This is a genomic window from Arthrobacter sp. Y3221087 (assembly GCF_059089905.1).
Genome location: NZ_JBNHFE010000001.1, coordinates 1,661,883 through 1,681,056, shown reverse-complemented (window position 1 = coordinate 1,681,056; position 19,174 = coordinate 1,661,883). Strand labels below are relative to the sequence as shown.

23 protein-coding genes and 1 pseudogene are annotated in these 19,174 nt (G+C 65.6%); 14 read left to right on the top strand and 10 right to left on the bottom strand.

Annotation, left to right across the window (positions count from 1 at the left end; genetic code table 11):
- On the top strand, positions 1–858 hold the full coding sequence (locus tag AC5RUO_RS08010; protein WP_494103217.1) for a LysM peptidoglycan-binding domain-containing protein: 858 nt from the start codon (positions 1–3) through the stop codon (positions 856–858).
- 135 nt (positions 859–993) lie between these two features.
- On the opposite strand, the gene AC5RUO_RS08005 is transcribed toward AC5RUO_RS08010, so the two are convergent.
- The 6 genes and pseudogenes from AC5RUO_RS08005 to AC5RUO_RS07980 all read right to left on the bottom strand — a co-directional run bounded on the left by AC5RUO_RS08005 (position 994) and on the right by AC5RUO_RS07980 (position 6,362).
- Entirely contained in the window at positions 994–2,469 is a 1,476-nt protein-coding gene (locus tag AC5RUO_RS08005; RefSeq protein ID WP_494103216.1) for a protein adenylyltransferase SelO, read from the bottom strand.
- The gene (locus AC5RUO_RS08000; RefSeq protein WP_494009308.1) at positions 2,466–3,908 is read right to left on the bottom strand and encodes an APC family permease; all 1,443 of its coding nucleotides are present in this window, start codon (positions 3,906–3,908) and stop codon (positions 2,466–2,468) included. The genes AC5RUO_RS08005 and AC5RUO_RS08000 overlap by 4 nt, the downstream gene beginning before the upstream one ends.
- A gap of 19 nt (positions 3,909–3,927) precedes the next feature.
- A complete protein-coding gene (locus tag AC5RUO_RS07995) occupies positions 3,928–4,854 on the bottom strand; it encodes a ribonuclease Z (RefSeq protein WP_494009309.1) in 927 nt (308 codons plus the stop codon).
- Between the two features lie 342 nt (positions 4,855–5,196).
- Complete coding sequence (locus AC5RUO_RS07990; RefSeq protein ID WP_494009310.1) at positions 5,197–5,625, bottom strand: hypothetical protein; 429 nt, start codon at positions 5,623–5,625, stop codon at positions 5,197–5,199.
- A gap of 105 nt (positions 5,626–5,730) precedes the next feature.
- Positions 5,731–6,099, bottom strand: a pseudogene (locus AC5RUO_RS07985) (hypothetical protein); the annotation flags it as partial.
- A gap of 50 nt (positions 6,100–6,149) precedes the next feature.
- A complete protein-coding gene (locus tag AC5RUO_RS07980; protein ID WP_494009311.1) occupies positions 6,150–6,362 on the bottom strand; it encodes a hypothetical protein in 213 nt (70 codons plus the stop codon).
- A gap of 408 nt (positions 6,363–6,770) precedes the next feature.
- On the opposite strand from AC5RUO_RS07980, the gene AC5RUO_RS07975 reads away from it, so the two are divergent.
- From AC5RUO_RS07975 to AC5RUO_RS07950, 6 genes are read left to right on the top strand one after another with little or no spacing between them, the layout of a single operon-like run.
- Positions 6,771–7,055, top strand: coding sequence for a universal stress protein (locus AC5RUO_RS07975; RefSeq protein ID WP_494009312.1), 285 nt, complete (start codon positions 6,771–6,773; stop codon positions 7,053–7,055).
- Positions 7,052–7,552 (top strand): hypothetical protein, encoded by a 501-nt coding sequence (locus AC5RUO_RS07970; RefSeq protein WP_494009313.1) that lies wholly within the window; start codon positions 7,052–7,054, stop codon positions 7,550–7,552. The genes AC5RUO_RS07975 and AC5RUO_RS07970 overlap by 4 nt, the downstream gene beginning before the upstream one ends.
- Before the next feature lie 5 nt (positions 7,553–7,557).
- On the top strand, positions 7,558–7,803 hold the full coding sequence (locus AC5RUO_RS07965) for a hypothetical protein (RefSeq protein WP_494009314.1): 246 nt from the start codon (positions 7,558–7,560) through the stop codon (positions 7,801–7,803).
- Between the two features lie 17 nt (positions 7,804–7,820).
- On the top strand, positions 7,821–8,516 hold the full coding sequence (locus AC5RUO_RS07960) for a DUF4389 domain-containing protein (protein ID WP_494009315.1): 696 nt from the start codon (positions 7,821–7,823) through the stop codon (positions 8,514–8,516).
- A complete protein-coding gene (locus AC5RUO_RS07955; RefSeq protein WP_494009316.1) occupies positions 8,513–8,971 on the top strand; it encodes a universal stress protein in 459 nt (152 codons plus the stop codon). Before AC5RUO_RS07960 ends, AC5RUO_RS07955 begins: the two co-directional genes overlap by 4 nt.
- Positions 8,972–8,983: 12 nt before the next feature.
- Positions 8,984–9,985: a polysaccharide deacetylase family protein gene (locus tag AC5RUO_RS07950; protein WP_494103215.1), complete on the top strand. Its 1,002-nt coding sequence runs from the start codon at positions 8,984–8,986 to the stop codon at positions 9,983–9,985.
- A 61-nt stretch (positions 9,986–10,046) separates the two neighbouring features.
- Here the strand turns inward: AC5RUO_RS07950 and AC5RUO_RS07945 are convergent, their stop codons facing one another.
- A complete protein-coding gene (locus AC5RUO_RS07945; RefSeq protein WP_494103214.1) occupies positions 10,047–10,526 on the bottom strand; it encodes a universal stress protein in 480 nt (159 codons plus the stop codon).
- 293 nt (positions 10,527–10,819) lie between these two features.
- Here AC5RUO_RS07945 and AC5RUO_RS07940 point away from each other — a divergent pair, with 293 nt between their 5' ends.
- Positions 10,820–11,443 (top strand): response regulator, encoded by a 624-nt coding sequence (locus AC5RUO_RS07940; protein ID WP_494103213.1) that lies wholly within the window; start codon positions 10,820–10,822, stop codon positions 11,441–11,443.
- Positions 11,444–11,469: 26 nt separating this feature from the next.
- Here AC5RUO_RS07940 and AC5RUO_RS07935 read toward each other — a convergent pair whose 3' ends face one another.
- The gene (locus AC5RUO_RS07935; protein WP_494103212.1) at positions 11,470–13,152 is read right to left on the bottom strand and encodes a GAF domain-containing sensor histidine kinase; all 1,683 of its coding nucleotides are present in this window, start codon (positions 13,150–13,152) and stop codon (positions 11,470–11,472) included.
- A 416-nt stretch (positions 13,153–13,568) separates the two neighbouring features.
- On the opposite strand from AC5RUO_RS07935, the gene AC5RUO_RS07930 reads away from it, so the two are divergent.
- Both AC5RUO_RS07930 and AC5RUO_RS07925 read left to right on the top strand, forming a co-directional pair.
- Positions 13,569–14,435 carry a universal stress protein gene (locus AC5RUO_RS07930; protein WP_494009321.1) on the top strand — a complete coding sequence of 289 codons (867 nt, stop codon included), beginning with the start codon at positions 13,569–13,571 and terminating at the stop codon, positions 14,433–14,435.
- Between the two features lie 35 nt (positions 14,436–14,470).
- Positions 14,471–14,845 carry a DUF5655 domain-containing protein gene (locus AC5RUO_RS07925; protein ID WP_494103211.1) on the top strand — a complete coding sequence of 125 codons (375 nt, stop codon included), beginning with the start codon at positions 14,471–14,473 and terminating at the stop codon, positions 14,843–14,845.
- A 47-nt stretch (positions 14,846–14,892) separates the two neighbouring features.
- Here the strand turns inward: AC5RUO_RS07925 and AC5RUO_RS07920 are convergent, their stop codons facing one another.
- Positions 14,893–15,048, bottom strand: coding sequence for a hypothetical protein (locus AC5RUO_RS07920; protein WP_494103210.1), 156 nt, complete (start codon positions 15,046–15,048; stop codon positions 14,893–14,895).
- Positions 15,049–15,292: 244 nt separating this feature from the next.
- On the opposite strand from AC5RUO_RS07920, the gene AC5RUO_RS07915 reads away from it, so the two are divergent.
- The 3 genes from AC5RUO_RS07915 to AC5RUO_RS07905 all read left to right on the top strand — a co-directional run bounded on the left by AC5RUO_RS07915 (position 15,293) and on the right by AC5RUO_RS07905 (position 17,599).
- A complete protein-coding gene (locus tag AC5RUO_RS07915; protein WP_494103209.1) occupies positions 15,293–15,436 on the top strand; it encodes a YegP family protein in 144 nt (47 codons plus the stop codon).
- A 405-nt stretch (positions 15,437–15,841) separates the two neighbouring features.
- Positions 15,842–16,705, top strand: a complete 864-nt coding sequence (locus tag AC5RUO_RS07910; protein ID WP_494009324.1) for a universal stress protein — start codon at positions 15,842–15,844, stop codon at positions 16,703–16,705.
- A gap of 6 nt (positions 16,706–16,711) precedes the next feature.
- On the top strand, positions 16,712–17,599 hold the full coding sequence (locus AC5RUO_RS07905) for an HNH endonuclease (protein WP_494103208.1): 888 nt from the start codon (positions 16,712–16,714) through the stop codon (positions 17,597–17,599).
- Positions 17,600–17,615: 16 nt separating this feature from the next.
- Here AC5RUO_RS07905 and AC5RUO_RS07900 read toward each other — a convergent pair whose 3' ends face one another.
- Positions 17,616–17,888, bottom strand: coding sequence for a hypothetical protein (locus AC5RUO_RS07900; RefSeq protein ID WP_494009326.1), 273 nt, complete (start codon positions 17,886–17,888; stop codon positions 17,616–17,618).
- A 211-nt stretch (positions 17,889–18,099) separates the two neighbouring features.
- Between AC5RUO_RS07900 and AC5RUO_RS07895 the strand changes: the two genes are divergently transcribed.
- On the top strand, positions 18,100–19,122 hold the full coding sequence (locus tag AC5RUO_RS07895; RefSeq protein ID WP_494103207.1) for a LacI family DNA-binding transcriptional regulator: 1,023 nt from the start codon (positions 18,100–18,102) through the stop codon (positions 19,120–19,122).
- Positions 19,123–19,174 lie beyond the last annotated feature (52 nt).

Here is a 19,174-nt window from a genome sequence, read left to right as displayed (position 1 = left end):
GTGTCAAAAAATTTCCCTACCGCCCGTCACCGCGCGACTCCGGCCCGCTCAATCGCGCTCCAGGGCTTGGCTGCTTCCGCAAAGTCCCAGGCACGGACGCTCAGCCGTCCGGTGCTCGCAGTTGCCGCTGCGTCCGGCATTGCGTTCGGTGTTGGAGCTCCCGCCCATGCAGGCGTGACCGGCCCGGATACCACCGAAACCGCTAGCGTCCAGGCGTACAGCGCTCCGGCAGCCGCAGTGGCTGCCCCCGCTGCCGCAGTCCCTGCCGCCGGCAACGTCTACACCGTGGTTTCCGGAGACACCCTGGGCGCCATCTCGGCCGCTCACGGCGTCAGCCTGAACGATGTGCTGGCCGCCAACGGCCTGGACATCTCCACCATCATCTACCCCGGTGACCAGATCACCATTCCGGGCGCCGGCTACGTGGCACCTGCCGCTGCTCCTGCCCCGGCCGCACCTGCCCTGGCGAACACCGGCTCCACCGTGAACTATGCCTCCGCGGCCGTTGCCCCGGCTCCGGCCCCGGCTCCCGCACCTGCCGCGACCGGCACCGGCACCGGTGCAGCCATCCTGGCTTCCGCCTACGGCCAGCTGGGCGTGCAGCAGGACTGCACCGCCATGGTGGAGAAGGCCCTCCGCTCCGTCGGCAAGTCCGTCGGTGACCTGGCTCCCGGCCAGTTCTACCAGTACGGCACCACCGTGGGCACCCCCGCCCCCGGCGACCTGGTGATCACTGCAGGCCACGTGGGCGTCTACGCCGGCGACGGCCAGGTTGTCAGCGGCGGCGTGGACGGCTACAAGACCGAAGTCCACTCCATCAGCTGGCTCGGCGGAGCTTCCTTCGTCCGGGTAGCGTAGTTACCCCGCGCAACTGAAGCAGCCGCACCAAGAGCTGCGCACAGAAGGGCGGCAGCCGGGAAGACCCGGCTGCCGCCCTTGTCGTATTTAACGTGTTGCCACCGGGGCCCCGCCGCCACTTTGCGGCTCAGCCTGTCACGTGCCGCAGAACGTCATGTACTTGCCGAAGTCTTCCGGCGCGCCTTCGGCGTAACGTTCCAGCCCGGGTCGCTCTTCGTAAGGGGCGCCCACTGCTTCAAGGAGCCTGGTAAGCGGCTCCAGGTCGCCGCCGGTGGCCGCAGCGAGAGCCTCTTCCACCAGATGGTTGCGCGGAATGTACACAGGATTCACCCGGTCCATCCGGTCCGCATCCGGCTTCATGGACCGCCAGCGCCCGGCCCAGGCGTCGAATGCTGCCAGGTCCATGACCATGCCCCGGACAGGCCTGTCATTTCCACGCGCTGCTTCGCCCAGGTTGCGGAAGAACCGCGTGTAGTCCACCGGGCCGTCCTTCAGGATCGCAACCACCCCGTCCACCAGTTCGGATGCCGCTTCGGCCTCAGGGCTTCCCGCGGGGCTGCCGGGCAGGCCCAGCTTGGTCCTCATCCCGTCGAACCAAGCATCGCTGTACTGCCTGCGGAATTCGCCCAGCGCCTCCACGGCGGGAGCGACGGCCTGCTCCTGATCCTCGTTGATCAGCGGAAGGATCGACTCGGCGAGGCGCGCCAGGTTCCATTCGGCAATAACAGGCTGGTTGGCGTAGGCGTACCGCCCGCCCACGTCAATGGAGCTGTAGACGGCGGCGGGATTGAAATCGTCCATGAACGCACAGGGCCCGTAGTCGATGGTCTCGCCGGAAATGGTCATGTTGTCCGTGTTCATCACGCCGTGGACGAAGCCCACCAGCATCCATTGCGCCACCAGCGCGGCCTGGGCCGACACCACCGCCCGGAAAAGCGCAAGATACGGATTCTCAGCTTTAGCGGCGGCGGGGTAATGCCGGCTGATGGCGTGGTCCGCCAGGCGGCGCAGCAGCTCGAGGTTGTCCGTGGCCCGCGCATACTGGAAACTCCCCACCCGCAGGTGGCTGCTGGCCACCCGGGCCAGGACTGCCCCGGGCAGCATCTCGTCCCGGCGCACCAGGCGTCCGGTGCCGACGACGGCGAGAGACCTGGTGGTGGGAATCCCCAGCGCGTGCATTGCCTCACTGACGAGGTATTCCCGGAGCATGGGCCCGACGACGGCACGCCCGTCACCTGCACGCGCAAAAGGTGTGCGGCCCGAGCCTTTGAGGTGGATATCGCGCAGGCGGCCGTTGGCGTCCAGGATCTCGCCAAGCAGGAGGGCCCGCCCGTCCCCCAGGAGGGGTGAGTATCCGCCGAACTGGTGCCCGGCGTAGGCCTGGGCCACCGGCGCCGCCCCCTCCGGCACGTGGTTGCCCAGCAGCAACCGCACACCCTCCGCGCTGCGAAGGTAGGGGGCATCAAGCCCGAGCTCTTCCGCGAGGGCGTCGTTGAAGACCAGGAGCCGGGGCTCCGGAGCTTCCTCCGCCTGCCAGGGAACAGCCATGTCTGGCAGTTCGCTGGCGAAGCGGCTTTCGAGGATGACCGTTGATTCTGCAGCGGTAGTCATGGGTTAACCCTATCCCCGCGGTTGGTCCGTCGGTTGATCAGCCAGGTGACAAGCCATAGGATCACGCCGATTGCCATCAGCCCGCCGGCTACCTGGTACTGGATGATATTGCGGCCTACCCATGGTCCTGCGAGGAATGCACACAGCAGGGCTGCCACCAGCGGTAGTTGCCCCGGCGAGGTGAAGAAGACCTTACGGTTCGGGTCCCGCTTCCGCCGCAGCACCACGCAGGCCACGTTGACCACGGTGAAGACGCACAGCAGCAGGAAGGCCGTGGTGCCCGAGAGGTTCGCAACGATGTTGCTTGCGGGATCGCTGGTCACGTACAGGATGAGTCCCAGCGCGAGGATGGTCGAGAAGGCGATCCCCGCCCACGGGGTACGGCGCACGGGCAGGACCTTGCCCAGGGGACGCGGCAGGACCTGCTGCCTTGCCATTCCATAGATCAGGCGGCTGGCCATGAGCATGTTGATCAAGGCCGTGTTGGCAACGGCGAAGACGGCAAGGAACGGGAAGACCAGGTCAATGGGAAAGTCTGGTGAGCCCTTGTGCACCACTTCCAGGAGTGCGGCCCCCTCGGCCTCCCTGATGTTCTCAAGCTCAGTCGGCGAGAGCACGCTGACCACGGAAATGGCCACCAGCATGTACAGGAGAACGGCGATACCCAGGCCGGTGAGCATGGTCCGGGGGAAAATTTTTTCCGGATCCTTGGTCTCCTCCACCATGTTTACTGAGTCTTCAAAGCCGACCATCGCAAAAAAGGCGATGGACGTGGCGGCGGTAACGGCCAGGAACAGCCCCTTGTCCTGGTAATCATTGAAGACGAAGATCTCCCCGGGGTTGCCTGTCCCTTGGGCCATCACGAAGAAGCCGACGCCGATCACGATGCAGAGCGCGATCATCTCCACCAGCGTGAGCACCACATTGAACTTGACGCTCTCGCCCACGCCCCGAAGGTTGATGGCCGCAAGGAGGACCATGAACCCGAGAGCCACAGCGGTGATGACGCCCCGCCCCGGGTCACCCATCACCCCATTGATTTCCAGCCCGCCGAAGAAATTTTGGGCGAGGACATTGGCCGAGGTTGAGGCGCTGGTGATTCCGGAGCACACCACGGCGAAAGCCACCAGGAACGTGACGAAGTGGATGCCGAACGCCTTGTGCGTGTACAAGGCGGCGCCTGCCGCCTGGGGATACTGCGTGACCAGCTCCAGATAGGAAAAGGCCGTCAGCGTCGCCACCACGAAAGCCAGGAGGAACGGCAGCCAGACAATCCCGCCCACCGTCCCGGCCATGGTGCCCGTCACAGCGTAGACGCCGGCGCCAAGGATGTCCCCCACGATGAAGAGCAGGAGGAGCTTGGGGCCAAGGACCCGTTTCAGCTCGGGCTCCCTGCCCTGCGGAGTAACGCCCTGGACTTCCTCGGATGTGGCGCTCATTGTCGGCCTCCTTGCCGGATCAGGTGGTGGGACTGGAAGATGCGTGCCAGGTCGGCACGGGGCTGCGCCGCTGCGGAAAGGGAATCCGCTGCAGGTCTGAGGCGGCCGTGACGGCAGCCGTGCCCGCGCGTGCGGATGCCTGCGCGGCAAGCACGGTGGCGTCGTCGCCGTAGCGGGACGAGAAATGCGTCAGTACCAGAGTGCGGACACCGGCGCGCGACGCCAGCTCCCCTGCCTGCCCGGCGGTGAGGTGGCGGTATTGCTGCGCCAGGCCGGCGTCGTCATCACTGAAGGTGGACTCGGCAACCAGGAGGTCGGCTCCGTCGGCCAGTTCCTCAGCGCCTTCGCAGGGCGCGGTGTCCATGACGAAGGCGAAGCGCTGGCCGGGCCGATGGATGCTGACGGCCTCGAGACTGACGCCGTTGAGGGTTCCTTCACGCTGGAGGCGCCCGACGTCGGGGCCCGCGATGCCCGCTGCGGCCAGGCGGTCGGGCAGCAGGGTCCTGCCGTCCGGCTCCACCAGCCTGTAACCGTAGGTATCGATGCGGTGCTTCAGCGGCCGGATCTCCAGTCCGTCAGCGATGATCCCCGCTCCCCCATGGGGGTGCAGGCGCAGGTCGATGCCGGGCGAACTCACGGAGACCAGGGCACGGACCACGTCCTCGCCGGCAAGCGGATAGTGAAGGTGAACGGGGTGCCCCAGGCCGTCGAGGGCCATTCGGGACAGTACGCCGGGAAGACCGTAGCAGTGGTCGCCATGGACGTGAGTGAGGCAGATCCTGGTGATCTGGGTAGCCGGGACACCCGCGTGGATCATTTGCCGCTGCGTTCCTTCGCCCGGATCGAAGAGCAGTCCCTCGCCGTCCCAGCGCAGCAGGTATCCATTGTGGTTCCTGGTGCGGGTGGGGACCTGGGATGCGGTGCCGAGGATGACGAGTTCACGCATGTCTGAAAGGACCAAAAAGCAGGTTCCGGACGTATCCGGGACCTGCTTCCTGGTTTGGTGGTTTTAGTGCCGCCTGAGCATTCCCATAATCTTGTGGGCCATGCCGCCGGTCCTGCCGCCCGTTGCATGGGGCGTCCGCCTGGCGGCATTCATCCCGGTACCGCGGACTGTTCCGCTGGTTCCGGTCCTGCCTGAGAATCGTCCAGCGGCATTCCTGATCATGCTTCCCAAGTTCATGTGAAACTCCCTTAGTCCTGATCTACCAACTGATATTCATCAGCCTACTTATTAGTCTAGTCGTGATCCCGTTTTCGGCTAGGGTGCAATGCCCCATCCTTGATATCAGCGCTCCAGGTCCTCGGGGTCGAATTCGCTGAGCGGCGACCCGCCGAAGTTCTCGGTGTCGTCACTTGCTTCAGCTTCGAGGCCCGTCGGGTTCTCACCGAAGTCCACGTCCGCCACGGCTTCACCGAGGGTGGGCGCATCCGGCGGCACCTGCTCATCGCCCGCGTTGTACCTGGCTTCCGCCGTCTCGTCGCGCAGTGTCTGATCACTCAGGAAATCCTCCTCTTCACCCGAAACAGCCTCTCCCTGGAGAAGCGGATCCTCCTGCCAGCGGTCCGGGTTGTCCTCCGCCGCGCCGGGGTAGCTGTCCGGACCCTTGACGGGATCCAGTTCCAGGGACGCGCCGGCGCCGGGAGTCTCATCAAGGAGCACATCGTTCTCCTCGACCACCTCAAGGTTGTCATCGGGGAGGTTCTGTTCAGTCATGGTGATGCCTTTCTCTTGAACTCCGGCGAACAATAGTAAGCATACTGACGAAAGGGCAGGGATGTGAACCACGCACTGCCCGCTCCCGCCACTTGTACTGCCGGCCTATGCTTTCGGAGCTGCAGGTTCCGCCTGGCCGTCGTCCACCGCCATGGGCGTCAGCACAGCCACCTGGTAGCCGCCGGCCCCCTCCACGAGCTGGTAGCAGAACCGCTCGCGGGCCCTGCCGCCGGAGAACCATGTGACATCGGCCCAGACACTCCCTGGCGCCTGGGCCAGCACAGCCACATGCTTCTCGATGTGGTTGACGCCTTCGTACTGCGGCCAGGCAGAGGCGAAAAACTGCTCAGTCTGGCGCGCGTCGGTCACGGCGAGCAGCTGGCCGGGAAAGACGATGAGCGAGGGAACGGCGTAAAGCCGGGACATCGCGGTTTCGTCACGGGCCACCAGTGACGCGGCATACCGGTCGAAGAAAGCTTCAACTTCCGGATGGGCCGGCCGTCATGGATGCTCCTTCTGCTGGATCAGTGCAGCAGCCAGGATCCGTCCGAGGGCGGTTCCGGCTTCCTGCGCAATTTGCGGAACAGGACAAGGAAAGGCCACGCCAGCAGCTGCAGCAGCCCTGCGACCAACAGCAGGCCTACCACCAGGACGAGGACCGGCGAGTACAGCAGGAATACGCCGATTGCGGCAGCGATATAGCCGCCCACAAGCGCCATAACTGCCCCAGGGTCCATGGGGACTCCTCTTGAGTTGTCGAAAAATTGAGGGAGGCGCGAGCCGTTGGGACGGGAAGACGCCGGACGGGAAGGGTGCACTTTGATTCCTGGGGCCGGAACTGCCGGTCCCGGGCACTTACAGCGCCCTAAGCGTGAACGTGGATCCGAGAGGTGGTGCGGGTTCGAGCGCCTGCCAGGCATCCCTCCGAGGGGCTGGGGTAATTCACCCAATGCATCCGGGCCGCATACTTCCTAACGGTCATCCCAGAGTACCCGGCGGCCTCCCGGGGTGGAAGTACTCACCGGTACCTTCCATGCCCCCGGCTGGCAGCCTCTGTTCCCTGTGACCTTTGGCCCTATAAAACGCCACCATCGGGCGGGAGGGTTAACCGTATCCAGCGCGGCAAAACACGAGGAAGCACGGCCATGACAATCCACAAATCAATCGCCGTCGGCACCACCGACTCCGTGCAAAGCCAGGCAGCCTTCCTGTGGGCAGCCCGACGTGCCCAAGCGGCGGATGTCCCGGTGGTGGTCCTCCACGTCGTTGATGACCGCCGGGTGGCCCCGCTCGCCAAGTATTCGGGCAAGGCATCCATGATGGTTATGGGATCGGGAAGCACACACCTTGGTTGCGTCCTGGCCGACAGGGCACTCCAGGTTGCGGCTACTGCCAAAGTTCCGGTTGCCGTGGCGGGGACAGCACCATGAAGAAGACCGGCGCAGTCATCCTTCTCGTTTTCGGCATCCTTGTCTCGATCGTCGGCGCCATCATTTTGGCCGCAGGAGCAGTGGCCCCGGTGGTGGGGTCCGTCCAAGGCGACGGATACCTCACGTCCGGCACCGCACGGCTCTCCGTCGGTTCCCATGCCCTCACCTCGCCCAGGCTTGATGCCGTGGGCGAGGACGTTCCACCCCGGCTGCCTTTCGACGTCGGCACGCTTAGGCTGCGTGCAACATCCGTTGATCCAGGCAAGGAGATCTTCATTGGGATTGCTCCCCAGGCAGATGTAGAGCGCTACCTGTCCGGCGTGCACCATTCCGAGCTGCTTGAGGTGGACAGCCGGCCTTTCCGGGCGGAGTACCGGGACATTCCCGGCACGGGAACGCCGGCACCTCCCCGGGAGCAACAGTTCTGGAACGCGTCCGTTGCAGGCTCCGGTGAACAGGAGCTGACCTGGGACCTGGCTGCCGGGAGCTGGGGATAGTCATCATGAATGCCGACGCCGGCCACGGCGTCGATGCCCGCGTGCAGGCAGGTTTCCGCTCCGACCTGTTCAGGCCTGCCGCCAGCGGCCTGCTGGTGGCAGGCGCTGTCGCGTTCGCCGTCGGCCTCCCCCTGCTGGTTTTGGGAGCGGTGGGACTGGGGCGCCATGCCGGCGCGCAGTTCCGCGGACCGCAGCTGCCAGTGCACCATGGCGAACCGGACGACGGGCTCCGTACCCGGCGAGGCTGGTAGGGGAGCTGGATCCCGCCTTGTCACGCGCCATGTGGCTGGTGAAGTGGTTCCTGGCCATTCCGCACTTCATCGTCCTGGTCTTCCTGTGGTTCGCGTTCCTCGTGCCCATCGTGGCAGGGTTCGCCATCCTGTTAACTGGCCGCTACCCGCGGGCCCTGTTCGACTTCAACGTCGGGTCATGCGCTGGAACTGGAGGGTGGCGTTCTACGCCTACGCCGCAGCAGGCACCGACCTCTACCCGCCCTTTACCCTGGCACGCACCGCCTATCCGGCGGACTTCGAGGTGGACTACCCTGAAGGGCTCTCCCCGCGGCCTCCTGCTCGTCAAGTGGTGGCTCCTGTCCATTCCGCACCTGCTGATCGTTGCCGCCCTCGCCGGCACCACCTGGACCTGGCAGGCAGAAAGCGAAGACCTCGGAACCACCTATGAACGGGGTACCGGCTTGTCCCTGCTGGGAATCCTGGTCCTGGCGGCAGTGGTGGCCTTGCTCTTCACCGGCCGCTACCAGCGCCCGCTGTTCGACCTGATACTCGGCATCCACCGCTGGATCTACCGCGTCATGGCCTACACGGCCCTGATGCGTGATGAATACCCTCCCTTCCGGCTCGACCAGGGACCCGTGGACGCCATGCGGACCTTCGGCCCTACCCCTCCGGCAACAGCCGCGACAAGATACAAGGGACCACCGCCGCCACCTGAGGAGCTGAAATGAGCACAGCCGAAACACCATTTGCCCGGATTCTCGTGGGCGTCGACGGGTCAGAGCCGTCCGTCGAGGCGCTCCGGCAGGCCCAGCGCCTGGCGCTGCCCCTGGGCGCCAAGGTCCTCGCCACTGCCTACTGGGACTATCCCCAGGTGTACGCCGGCTACGTCATGATGGGCATCGAAGGCTTCCAAGAACGCGCCGGGCAGATCCTTGACGAGGCGGTGACAACAGCCTTCGGCCCGGAGACGCCGTCGAACGTCGTTGTGAGCCTGGTCCGGGGGCACCCCCGTGAGTCCCTGATCGAAGCCAGCAGGGAGGCGGACATGGTGGTGGTCGGACGGCGGGGCCGTGGAGGTTTCGGGGGCATGCTGCTCGGATCCGTCAGTTCGGCCCTCGTGTCCCATGCCCATTGCCCGGTGCTGGTGGTCCACACGCCCGAATCCGGCCAGGGCGGGCACTAAGGGAGAAACCGAATGAGCGGGTCGGATACCGGCGGACCGTCGGCAGGTCCGCAGCCAAGCACTGGACGACGGCGGGCGGCCGCCATCGGGATCGCGGCCGTCTTGGTGCTCGTCGCCGTCGTCCTGGCCGTCCTGCTCCAGCGCCCCGCGGGGAGCCCCCAGCCCCCGGCCGGACCGTCGCCGACGGGCGCGGCCGCCAGCGGCACCGCCTCGCCCACGCCGTCCAGCCCGTCTGCCACGCCGTCGCCCCCCGGGCCAACCGGGACCGAGACCCCGGATGCAGGACAGACTCCGGTGCAGCCGCCGGTCACCGTGCCTCCCGTACCCGCTACTACGCCACCCGCCCCGGACACCGTTCCGCCGCAGGACCCGTTCCCTGCCGGGCTGCGCAACCAGGACCTGACAGCTATTCCCGGCGCCGGGCGCGCCGTGGCGCTGACCTTTGACGCCGGAGCCAACGCGGCAGGCCTGCCGAAGATCCTGTCGACGCTGTCTGCCAAAGGAGTGGCCGGAACATTCTTCCTCACCGGCAACTGGGCCGCGAACAATCCCGACGGAGTCCGGCAGATCGTCTCAGCAGGGCACCGCCTGGGCAACCATTCCATGACCCATCCCGGTTTTACCGGGCTCAGCGACGCCCAGATCGTGGAGCAGGTCCGCGGGGCTGAGGAAGCCATCCTGGCCGCCGGCGCCGACCCGAGGCCGTTGTTCCGCTTTCCTTTCGGGGAACGGGATGCGCGGACCATCGCCGTGGTCAACGGCCTTGGCTACGCCGCCGTCCGATGGTCGGTGGACACACTCGGCTGGAAGGGGACCAGCGGGGGCATCAGCGCCCAGACGGTTTCCGACCGGGTCATGGCTGCGCTGCAGCCGGGCGAAATTGTCCTCATGCACATCGGCTCCAACCCGGACGACGGCAGCACCCTTGATGCTGACGCCCTACCGCAGGTGATCGACCGGATCAGCGCTGCAGGTTACGGCTTTGCCACCCTCGACGCGTTGCTTGCGCAGTAGGATCTTCGCCCTCCATCTGGACAGAGGCCGGCCGCCACGGACACGGGCACGACGCCGGCCGTCACTGAGAGGCATCGGCCGCGGCTTGCTTTGCCGCCCCCTGAGCCCTCGCCGCCTCCGGGGCGTGGACAACCAGGACGGGACAGTGCGCATGGCTCACACACGCGGAGCTTACCGACCCAGGCACGAAGCCGCCGTGCCCGCGCCGTCCGACAACGAGGAGCAAGGCGCTCCGGCTCCCGTCAATCAGCAAGGGGCCGGGTTTGCCACACACCAGCCGTGGCCGGACAGGGGCCGGCCGCTTGTCACCAAAGGCATCCGTGAGGGCCTGCTGCAACACCTGTTCGGCGGCGTATTTGAAACCTTCAATCCCTACCGCCAGATACACCCCGTAGCCGGCCGGGACATCCCAGCATGCCCACGCTTCCACCGTGGCACCAAGCGGTTCCGCCAGCGTTGCCGCAACGCGCAGCCCCTCCACGGACGCCTCGGATCCGTCCACTCCGGCAATAATCCTGGGAGTCCCCACGGTTGCAGTCATCAGCTTCCCATCCTTTGTGACGCCTCTCCCCCAGAGTGGCCGACGACAGGCTTGCGGGGGTAGGGCCGAAGGTCACCGCGGGCCACGTGGCCCATGCGTCCGGCCGCTGAATGAGACCGGACTTTGGTCCCTTCCAGAGGATGACGGAGCAGGAAAGAATGGGATCAGCCCCCTTCCGGAGGGCTGCCCCACACGAAAGGTGCAGGCTGGGGGCCGGAACAATTTGGGAGTGCAGCGTGCAAAGGGAAGAGACAGGACCGGGAAACAGTCCGGAGCCCCAAGGACCGCTCCGGGTGTTCATCCTCGATGACCACGAACTCGTCAGGCAGGGACTCAAGGACCTGCTCGAAGGCGAGGGTTTCCTTGTGGTCGGCGAAAGCGGTTCGGCTGCCGAGGCCACGCGCCGGATACCCGCGCTGCACCCGGACATCGCAATCCTGGACGGACGCCTCCCGGACGGCACCGGCATCGAGGTATGCCGCGACGTGCGTTCCCTCGACCCCCGCCTGCGCTGCCTCATCCTGACAAGCTACGACGACGAGCAGGCACTCCGGGGCGCAGTCCTCGCCGGGGCATCGGGCTACATCCTCAAGCAAATCAGGAGCGATGACCTCCTTAACGGAATCCGCAGGGCTGCGGCAGGTGAGTTCCTCTTTGAACCGGGGGTGGAGCAGCGGGTGATGGCAGGACTGTCCCATGCCCCGACAGACCCGCGGCTGGAGGCCCTCAGCGCGCAGGAGAAGAAAGTCCTGGCCCTGATCGGCCAGGGCCTGACGAACCGGCAGATAGGCGATGACCTGTTCCTGGCGGAAAAGACCGTGAAGAACTACGTCTCCTCGATCCTCGCGAAGCTGGGCTTTGAACGGCGGACCCAGGCGGCCGTCTATGTCATCCGGAACGTACCGGACGCGTCCTGAGCGTTAATCCCGCGGCATACGTGCAGTCATTTGCGGGAGACACACCACGTCACCCGGGTGCCCTCGCCGGGTGCACTGTCAATGGAACAGGTGCCGCCCAGCAGCTCGGCCCGGTGCCGCATATTCGCCAGGCCGCTTGTATTTCCCGGCTCCTCGAAGCCCTGGCCGTTGTCGCTGATGACAAGCTGGACCTGGTCCGCCGTCACGGTAACTGCAACGTTAATCGCGCCGGCCCCGGAGTGCCTCAACGCGTTGCTCAGGCCCTCCGTGAGGACGGGCAGCAGATGCGCCGCCAGATCCTCCCGCACCGAATCCACCGGCCCGTTGAGGGACACGGCGGGGTCTACAGGGTAGCTGCGTGAGTTGTCCCGAACGACCCGCAGGATCCGGCCGGTCAGGGGCTCCCGTTCCTCCTCGCCTGTCCGGAGGGAGTAAATGGTGTCCCGCAACTTCCGGATAGTGTCGTCCAGTTCGGAGGTGACCGCTGCAATGCGGTCGTTGGCCACCGGATCGAGGGTGTAGCGTCGCAGGCTCTGGATGCTCAGGCCGGCCGCAAAAAGGCGCTGGATCACGAGGTCGTGCAAGTCCCGGGCGATGCGTTCCCTGTCAGTGAACAGCAGGTTCTGTTCCCGGAGGGCATTGACCCGTGCCAGGTCGAGTGCCAAGCCAATCCTGCTCCCGAACAGGGCGCTCGAGTCGATGTCTGACTGCGCGTACACCGATGATCCCTTCGGACGGGCAAGCAACAGGGCGCCGTTAGCGCTGCCTCTGTGGCCAAGCGCGCAGACGAGGACGGGCCCCAGCTTTTCCGTGACCTCCTCATCAAAGAACTCCTGGGGGTCCCGGGCCACCGCCGACTCACCTGTTTCGAGGACTTTCGCAACCATCTCGGAAACCTTGAGTTCCTGGCCCGCCTGGAGGCTCTGGGTGCCAAGCGAAGCGCGGCACCTTAGAACACCGTCACCGGCCGGGCCGGCGACTACCGCAAGGCAGGAACCGGAAACTTCCAAAGCGGTTTCCAGGACATGCTCCAGGGCTGCGTCGTCCGCCGTGTGGGAAGTCATGATGAGGCGGGTGCTGAGCTCCATTCCTGCTTCAAGCCACTTCTGGCGGCGCTTGCTGTCTTCGAAGAGACGTGCGTTCTGGATCGCTACGCCGGCGGCCGCTGCCAAAGCGACCGCAAGGTCTTCATCCTCAGGTGTGAAATCCTGGCCACCGTTCTTCTCCGTGAGGTAGAGGTTTCCAAAAACTTCGTCCCTGACCCGTACAGGGACCCCCAGGAAAGTCTTCATTGGAGGGTGGTTCGGGGGAAAGCCGGATGCTATCGGATGCTGGCCCAGGTCGTGCAGCCGCAGCGGCGTTGGCTCGCGGATCAGGAGCCCCAGGACACCGTGGCCCGTGGGCAGGTCCCCGATGGACCTGGTGCCCTCCTCGTCAATCCCCACCGTGATGAAGTGGCTCAGCTTGCGGTCTTCCCCGATGACTCCCAGTGCACCGTACCTGGCGCCGACCAGCACACAGGCGGACTGGACCACGCGATCCAGCACAGCTTCCAGGCTGAGGTCCTCCGCGAGCGCCACCACCGCCCCGAGCAGGCTATTGATCCGTTCCTGGGTGTCCAGCAGCTCATCCGCGCGGGCGAGGAACTCGCGGAGAAGGTCTTCCGCTCTTTCCTTGATCGGGGACTGCCAGGGCCGGTCATTGCTCATGTCCACACCTCCTGCGGCAACAGCCTGCCTCGTTGCAGATCGTGCCATCAAAAGACCGGTTGAGCCGTGCGGCACCGCCGGGAAGAATTGTCCCTCCCGTGGCAGGAAGGGAAATATGGCACCAGTGTAGAAGATCAGGTAACGGCCGGAAACAGGCCGTCGGACCACTGCCCGAAGGCGCTGATAGACGGGTTTATTCCGCGGGACTTTCTTCCCTATCCCGGAACGGTTCCGGGACCTAGGCTACGGCCATGGATACAGCTGCAGCCAAACCGGAAATCGAAAGCCTGGGAGTCCGCGACTGCTGGAGGTCATCAACGGCCGGTGGTTTGCCATCGCGCCGCCCACCCACTGGTGGCCGCCGCTCGACGCAACAACGATCCGCCGCCAGGACCAGCACCAGAAAGTGATCCCTCATGGAAACAGCCAAGCCCATCGCCGTCGGCATTACTGAATCTTCGGCCTCCAACGCTGCCGTGGCCTGGGCGGCTGCTCGGGCGAAAAAGCACAAAGTTCCCTTGGTTCTCCTGCATGTCCTGGATGACCGTTGGATGGTGGGGGAAGCCCTCCCCTACGTCGACGTCCTGCGCCAGTCGGGCCTTGACCAGCTCAAGGAAGTCGGGGAGCGCGTCCAGGAAATGGAGCCGGGGCTGCAGGTTTCACTCGAACTGCTCGAAGGGGCCATTGGTGCATCCCTGGGCGACTACTCAAAAAACGCGTCGATGCTGGTCCTGGGTTCCAGCGGGCACGTACACGGCGCAGTGACGGACAGGGCGCTGCAGGCCGCGGCCGTGGCGGAGTCGCCGGTCGCGGTAATTGGTCCCGGGCAGGACAACGGACGCGGCGTCGTGGTCGGCGTCGACGGGTCCCAGGAGTCCACCCAGGCGGTGGCTTTCGCTGCGGCCGAGGCGGACGCGCTGGGCGAGGAACTTACAGTCCTCTACGCTTTCACCGGCCCGAACCGCTGGATCAAGGCAGGCCTCCCGTCCAGCAGGTTCGCCGCCCATGTCCTTGAGGAGGAACAGGTTGTCCTGTCCGAAACTGTTGCGGGGCTCAGGCAGCAGTACCCGGACATCGTGGTGCATGGCGTTCTGGAAACCGTTCTGGAACCGGCGGATGCCCTGATTCAGGCCGGCTCAAACGCCAGGCTCCTGGTGCTGGGCAGCCGGGGCAGGGGCAGCTTCGGACGGCTCCTTCTGGGATCCACCGCCCATGCCGTGCTGACCCGGCCGCCCTGCGCCACCATCATCACGCACCTGCGGAAATCCCAACACAAGAAATAAACCGCTTAACGGCCAAAGCAGCAGGGGGTGAGGCAATGGAACCCCGCGACGACATCTGGACGCTTGCCCGCTTCCTGGAAGGCTCCCCCTCTGCCAAGGCAATCTATGAGGCGGCGGAACGCATGGCGTCCAGCCTCGGGCCGATGGATGTGAGGGTCAGCAAGAGCCAGATTTCATCCCGCCGGCGCCGCGGCTTCGCCTACCTATGGCGGCCGGGCATGTATGTCACGTCGAATATTCCACTGGTCCTTTCGATTTCCCTTCCGCGGCATGACGTATCCCCACGCTTCAAGGAAGTGGCCCACCCTTCCCCCGGCGTCTGGATGCACCACCTGGAGCTCAGGGACAGCAGGGCACTCGACACCGAGGTGCAGCAGTGGATGCGCGAGGCTTATTTTGCGGCTGTCTGAGCCGGTAAGACCGCCGCAAGCCGGGCCCAATGGCAGAACCCCCTGTCCTAGGTAGGTACCGCGCTCGTGTCACGGGCGTGGCCGCATTCGTCCGTGTCCGCGAGCGCTTCGGCCCGCAACAGCATGGTAAGTAGCTCGTTGAGCAGCTCCATTTGCTCGTCGCTGACTGCCATCAGTCGTTCGATTTCAGCTTTGGATTGCACGTCCTCCTTGTGCCGGACGTGCCATGTGCTTTTCGCTCACTCATGCGCCCAGAGTAAATGGCACCGGGAATGGGCACTGCGGGACTTTAGTCCGTAATAGGGGGTCCCGTCCTCTGGCACGGTTGAGGGAAGCCCGAAGATGCACCATGGCTGGGGTGTTGTGTCCGGGCAGCTGCACCGGATGCCGGTGTGCCCACGTACTCCGGAGTGGCCGGAGACAGGATGCTTGAGGGAGAGCAAACTTATGGCTGGAAGGTTCGAACTGTTTGCCGATGAGGACTCGCGGATCAGGTTCAGGCTTGTGGCGCCGGACGGCAGCGTCCTGGCCGTATCCGGACAGTACGCGGACAAGTACCGCGCTGCGGCTGCCATCAAGGATGTCCGGTGAGTGCGCCGGCACCGGTTTGATCCGCGATCTTGCTCCTACCCTTGTCCTCGCCGGCGCAGCACGCCCGGGCCTGCAGGTCCGCCCGCCAGCGGTGGGCGCCCCGGGTTCCCTCGGTGCAGCCTGAAGGCCCGGCGGCCATGACGGCAGAAGTCCACCCCCAGAAGGCCCAGGTCCTCCGCGTCCAAGGCCTGGCCACGGCCGAGGCGTCACCGACAGGGACTCGTCCAGACCCGCAACCAACGTCCTGGTGTCCGTGGTGGAAGGACTACATGCTTGCTTCCCCCGGCTTGCCGTGCCTGCTTAGATAAGCGAAGCGGGGTAGGCAGTGCCCCACCACATCAGGATGGAACTTCCCCGGAGGCCCTTCCAGTGCCAAAGGTCCCCCGGACCAGGAATGAGGGAGCGATGCAGGAGAACGGCGCCATCGTTGCCGGCTATGACGGGTCGGCTGAAGCTGTGGCAGCAGTCCACTGGGCAGCGCACCAGGCGGACCTGCGGGGCTGCCCCCTGCACGTGGTGCATTGCTCCATTTGGCCCCTGTTGACCAAGAACCTGGGCCCGGTCCCCGGCATTGCTGACAGCGGACTCGAGCGCTCCTCAGAGGCAATCCTTGAGGAAGGAATAGACAAAGCCAGGGCGGCCGTACCCGGGCTGGACGTTGAGGGGACGCTGCTGCACGGGCTGCCCGCATCCCACCTGGCCCAGATTTCTGCCGGCCAGCTGATGGTTGCCGTAGGCAGCCGGGGCCTGGGCGGGTTCCTCGGCCTGCTGGTGGGATCGGTGAGCCTCGAACTGGCCGCCACAGCCGGCTGCCCGGTTGCCGTCATCCGCTCCGATATCCACCCTGCCGGGCCCGTCGTCGTGGCCGTCGACGCATCAGGGTCCCCGACGGCGCTTGAAGATGCCTGTGCCATGGCGTCAGTGTCACGGGCAGGACTCATGGTGGTCCACGTCCGGCACGCGCCTGCCGGGCACCGGCAGGTGGATCCGTATAACGCACTTGCCGCGGATGAGGCAGCCGAAAAAGTCCTAGGCGCCGCCCTGACCCGCGCCCGGACCCTGGCACCCGGTATCCCTGTTGACGGCGCGGTCCTGGCTGATACGTCAATACCGCACGCTATCCTCAAAGCCTCTGCCCAGGCGAGGATGCTGGTGGTGGGAACGCAGGGACGCGGGTTCCTTCGGGAGACGATCGGTTCAACGGCGCACGCGGTCCTTCACCACGCACGGGGCCCGGTCCTCATCTCCCGCCGCGGACCGGCGGAGTGACTGCGCATGGCAGGAATCGAGCACGGAGTGGACCTGGCCGGGGTAATCCTGGTCTGGAGCGCCACGCACTGGAACCGCTGGAACTACCCTGCCGCCGTCGAACAGGTACTTCGGTCGGGACGCATCCTTGACCGCTGGGAAGTTGGTTCCAGCCGGAGCATCCGGCCGGGTACCGAGGCGTGGCTGCTCTTCCACGGAAGCAGCGGCGCGGGCAGCGGCCTGATCGGGCACGGCGTTGTGGTCTCCGGAACCGCGGAGGCGGGCGGTGGCACGGAGGGCGCTGCCGTGGGCGTAGCCTTCGATGCCCTGTTGCCGTTGGGCGACCAGATTTCCTTGGCCACCTTGACTGCGGAAATTCCTGACATCCACTGGGCCAACGCAGCAAACTCCGCCCTCCTGGCCGTCCCCACGCCGGCGGACCACAGCCTTCGACGGCTCTGGCGGGAGCAGGGACCAGAGGCAGTGGACCCCTTCGACGTCGTTCCCGGCGCCTATCCGCCAGAGGCAGCCGCCACCGTGGGCGTCAACCGATACGAGCGCGACGACGACGCACGCCGCGTGTCCCTGGCCTTCCACGGAACGGCTTGCGCCGCCTGCGGCTTCTCCTTTGAAGCCTCCTACGGGGACGTGGGCAATGGGTTCATCCACGTGCACCACACAGTGCCGGCGTCCCAGCTGCGGGCCGGCTATGAGCTGGATCCCATTACAGACCTTGTGCCGCTCTGCGCCAACTGCCACGCCATGGTGCACCGCGGCGTTCGTACGCCGCGCACGGTCCAGGAACTGCGGAACATCCTCTCCGCAGCAGGCCACCTGCGGGGCGAAGTGGTGACCGAGCAGGCGCTGGAGGCGCAGGAGAACGCCCGGCGCCTCCTGGACGGGCAGGCGGACTAAGAGCCTACTGCCCCCGCTACTGCCCGGCCGGCGTTGTCCCGAACATCAGGGTCCGCCGGCGGACGTCGTAGTAAACCGTTCCGGAGCGTTTCAAGAGGTTCTGGAGGACCTCGGCATCCTCGGCGTCAAGGGTGAGCACTTCCTCCCACGCCCCTTGGTCAAGGACCAACTGGAGGGTCCAGGTGCCAGGCTTTCCCGCATCTCCGGCCACCCAGCTGAATTGGTAGTGGTTAACCTGGCGGACCTGGATGCTGTCATCGGTGATTGGTTGTTTTGGTGCGGGGCTCATGGTCACTCCTGCATAGGTGTCGGGGCCTGCTGCATAAGAACCAATGTAGACCCGGCGGCCATCCTGATCCAGAGCTTCAGCCCGGCGTGCTGATCAAAAGTCTTGCCGCCACCGGAAGCCTTAATCCGGATGCAGGGCCCTTGACGGGTGCAAAACGTTTTGCATATAGTGATGCAGGCAACATACAAAACGTTTTGCAAAGGAAGAGTCAATGGCGACGAAGGTGAACATACGGGACGTGGCAAAGGCTGCCGGCGTCTCTGTTACCACGGTGTCGCATGCCCTGAGCGAAACGCACAGCTCCCGGGTCAATGCCCGCACGGTGGAGCACATCAAGACTGTAGCCGGCGATCTCGGCTACGCCCCCAACCGTCTGGCCAGCGGGCTGCGGAACCAGCGTTCCCAGATCCTGGGCCTGGTCAGCGACGAGATCACCACCACCCCTTTCGCGGGCGCCATGATCCAGGGCGCGCAGGATGCCGCCTCGGAGCATGGGCACCTTCTGATGGTGGTGAACTCCGGACTCGACAATGAACTTGAAAGGCACGAGATCCGGGCCCTGAAACAGCACCAGGTGGACGGGATCATCTACGCCCGCATGTACAACCAGCTGGTGTCCGTCCCCGAAGAGCTCCAGGGCATGCCCACCATCGTCCTGGATGCCACCACGGACAACCCCGCGCTGTCCTCGGTGGTGCCGGACGAGTTCGGGGCCGGTGAATCGGCCGCCGGTCTCCTGGCGGAGGCAGGCCACCGCAGGATCGCCATGATCAACAACGAGGACGATATCCCCGCCGCCCACGGACGCCTGGCAGGCTTCCGGGCGGGGTTGGAACGCCATGGACTTGGACTGGGACCCGGCCAACTGGTGTCCGCGCATCCCAGTACAGCAGGAGGCAGGGAGGCTGCACTCCGCCTGCTGTCCGGAGCGGAACGGCCTACAGCGCTGTTCTGCTTCAACGACCAGATGGCGATGGGCGCCTACCAGGCGGCCGGCCACCTTGGCCTGAAAATCCCTGCCGACCTGTCGGTGGTCGGCGTCGACAACCTTGAACTCATCGCCGACGGCCTGTGGCCGGGGCTGTCCACCGTGGCGCTCCCCCACTACGAAATGGGCCGGTGGGCCATCCTCCAGCTGCTTGCCGAACTCGAGAATCCCGAAACTCCCCGCGCGCACGAGTCCAGCAGCTGCCCGCTCGTGGTGCGGGATTCTGTCGCCCCTCCCCGGGGCTGACCCTGCCAGCGGCTGCCAAAGCGGCGGCCGCACCCCGATAACACCAACCTTG

What these genes read in the sequence shown, in the direction of transcription:
- AC5RUO_RS08005 (WP_494103216.1), bottom strand. Translation starts at nt 2,469, where the DNA reads ATGACTACCGCTGCAGAATCAACGGTCATCCTCGAAAGCCGCTTCGCC.
- AC5RUO_RS08000 (WP_494009308.1), bottom strand. Translation starts at nt 3,908, where the DNA reads ATGAGCGCCACATCCGAGGAAGTCCAGGGCGTTACTCCGCAGGGCAGG.
- AC5RUO_RS07995 (WP_494009309.1), bottom strand. Translation starts at nt 4,854, where the DNA reads ATGCGTGAACTCGTCATCCTCGGCACCGCATCCCAGGTCCCCACCCGC.
- AC5RUO_RS07990 (WP_494009310.1), bottom strand. Translation starts at nt 5,625, where the DNA reads ATGACTGAACAGAACCTCCCCGATGACAACCTTGAGGTGGTCGAGGAG.
- AC5RUO_RS07980 (WP_494009311.1), bottom strand. Translation starts at nt 6,362, where the DNA reads ATGGACCCTGGGGCAGTTATGGCGCTTGTGGGCGGCTATATCGCTGCC.
- AC5RUO_RS07975 (WP_494009312.1), top strand. Translation starts at nt 6,771, where the DNA reads ATGACAATCCACAAATCAATCGCCGTCGGCACCACCGACTCCGTGCAA.
- AC5RUO_RS07970 (WP_494009313.1), top strand. Translation starts at nt 7,052, where the DNA reads ATGAAGAAGACCGGCGCAGTCATCCTTCTCGTTTTCGGCATCCTTGTC.
- AC5RUO_RS07965 (WP_494009314.1), top strand. Translation starts at nt 7,558, where the DNA reads ATGAATGCCGACGCCGGCCACGGCGTCGATGCCCGCGTGCAGGCAGGT.
- AC5RUO_RS07955 (WP_494009316.1), top strand. Translation starts at nt 8,513, where the DNA reads ATGAGCACAGCCGAAACACCATTTGCCCGGATTCTCGTGGGCGTCGAC.
- AC5RUO_RS07950 (WP_494103215.1), top strand. Translation starts at nt 8,984, where the DNA reads ATGAGCGGGTCGGATACCGGCGGACCGTCGGCAGGTCCGCAGCCAAGC.
- AC5RUO_RS07945 (WP_494103214.1), bottom strand. Translation starts at nt 10,526, where the DNA reads ATGACTGCAACCGTGGGGACTCCCAGGATTATTGCCGGAGTGGACGGA.
- AC5RUO_RS07935 (WP_494103212.1), bottom strand. Translation starts at nt 13,152, where the DNA reads ATGAGCAATGACCGGCCCTGGCAGTCCCCGATCAAGGAAAGAGCGGAA.
- AC5RUO_RS07930 (WP_494009321.1), top strand. Translation starts at nt 13,569, where the DNA reads ATGGAAACAGCCAAGCCCATCGCCGTCGGCATTACTGAATCTTCGGCC.
- AC5RUO_RS07925 (WP_494103211.1), top strand. Translation starts at nt 14,471, where the DNA reads ATGGAACCCCGCGACGACATCTGGACGCTTGCCCGCTTCCTGGAAGGC.
- AC5RUO_RS07915 (WP_494103209.1), top strand. Translation starts at nt 15,293, where the DNA reads ATGGCTGGAAGGTTCGAACTGTTTGCCGATGAGGACTCGCGGATCAGG.
- AC5RUO_RS07910 (WP_494009324.1), top strand. Translation starts at nt 15,842, where the DNA reads ATGCAGGAGAACGGCGCCATCGTTGCCGGCTATGACGGGTCGGCTGAA.
- AC5RUO_RS07905 (WP_494103208.1), top strand. Translation starts at nt 16,712, where the DNA reads ATGGCAGGAATCGAGCACGGAGTGGACCTGGCCGGGGTAATCCTGGTC.
- AC5RUO_RS07900 (WP_494009326.1), bottom strand. Translation starts at nt 17,888, where the DNA reads ATGAGCCCCGCACCAAAACAACCAATCACCGATGACAGCATCCAGGTC.
- AC5RUO_RS07895 (WP_494103207.1), top strand. Translation starts at nt 18,100, where the DNA reads ATGGCGACGAAGGTGAACATACGGGACGTGGCAAAGGCTGCCGGCGTC.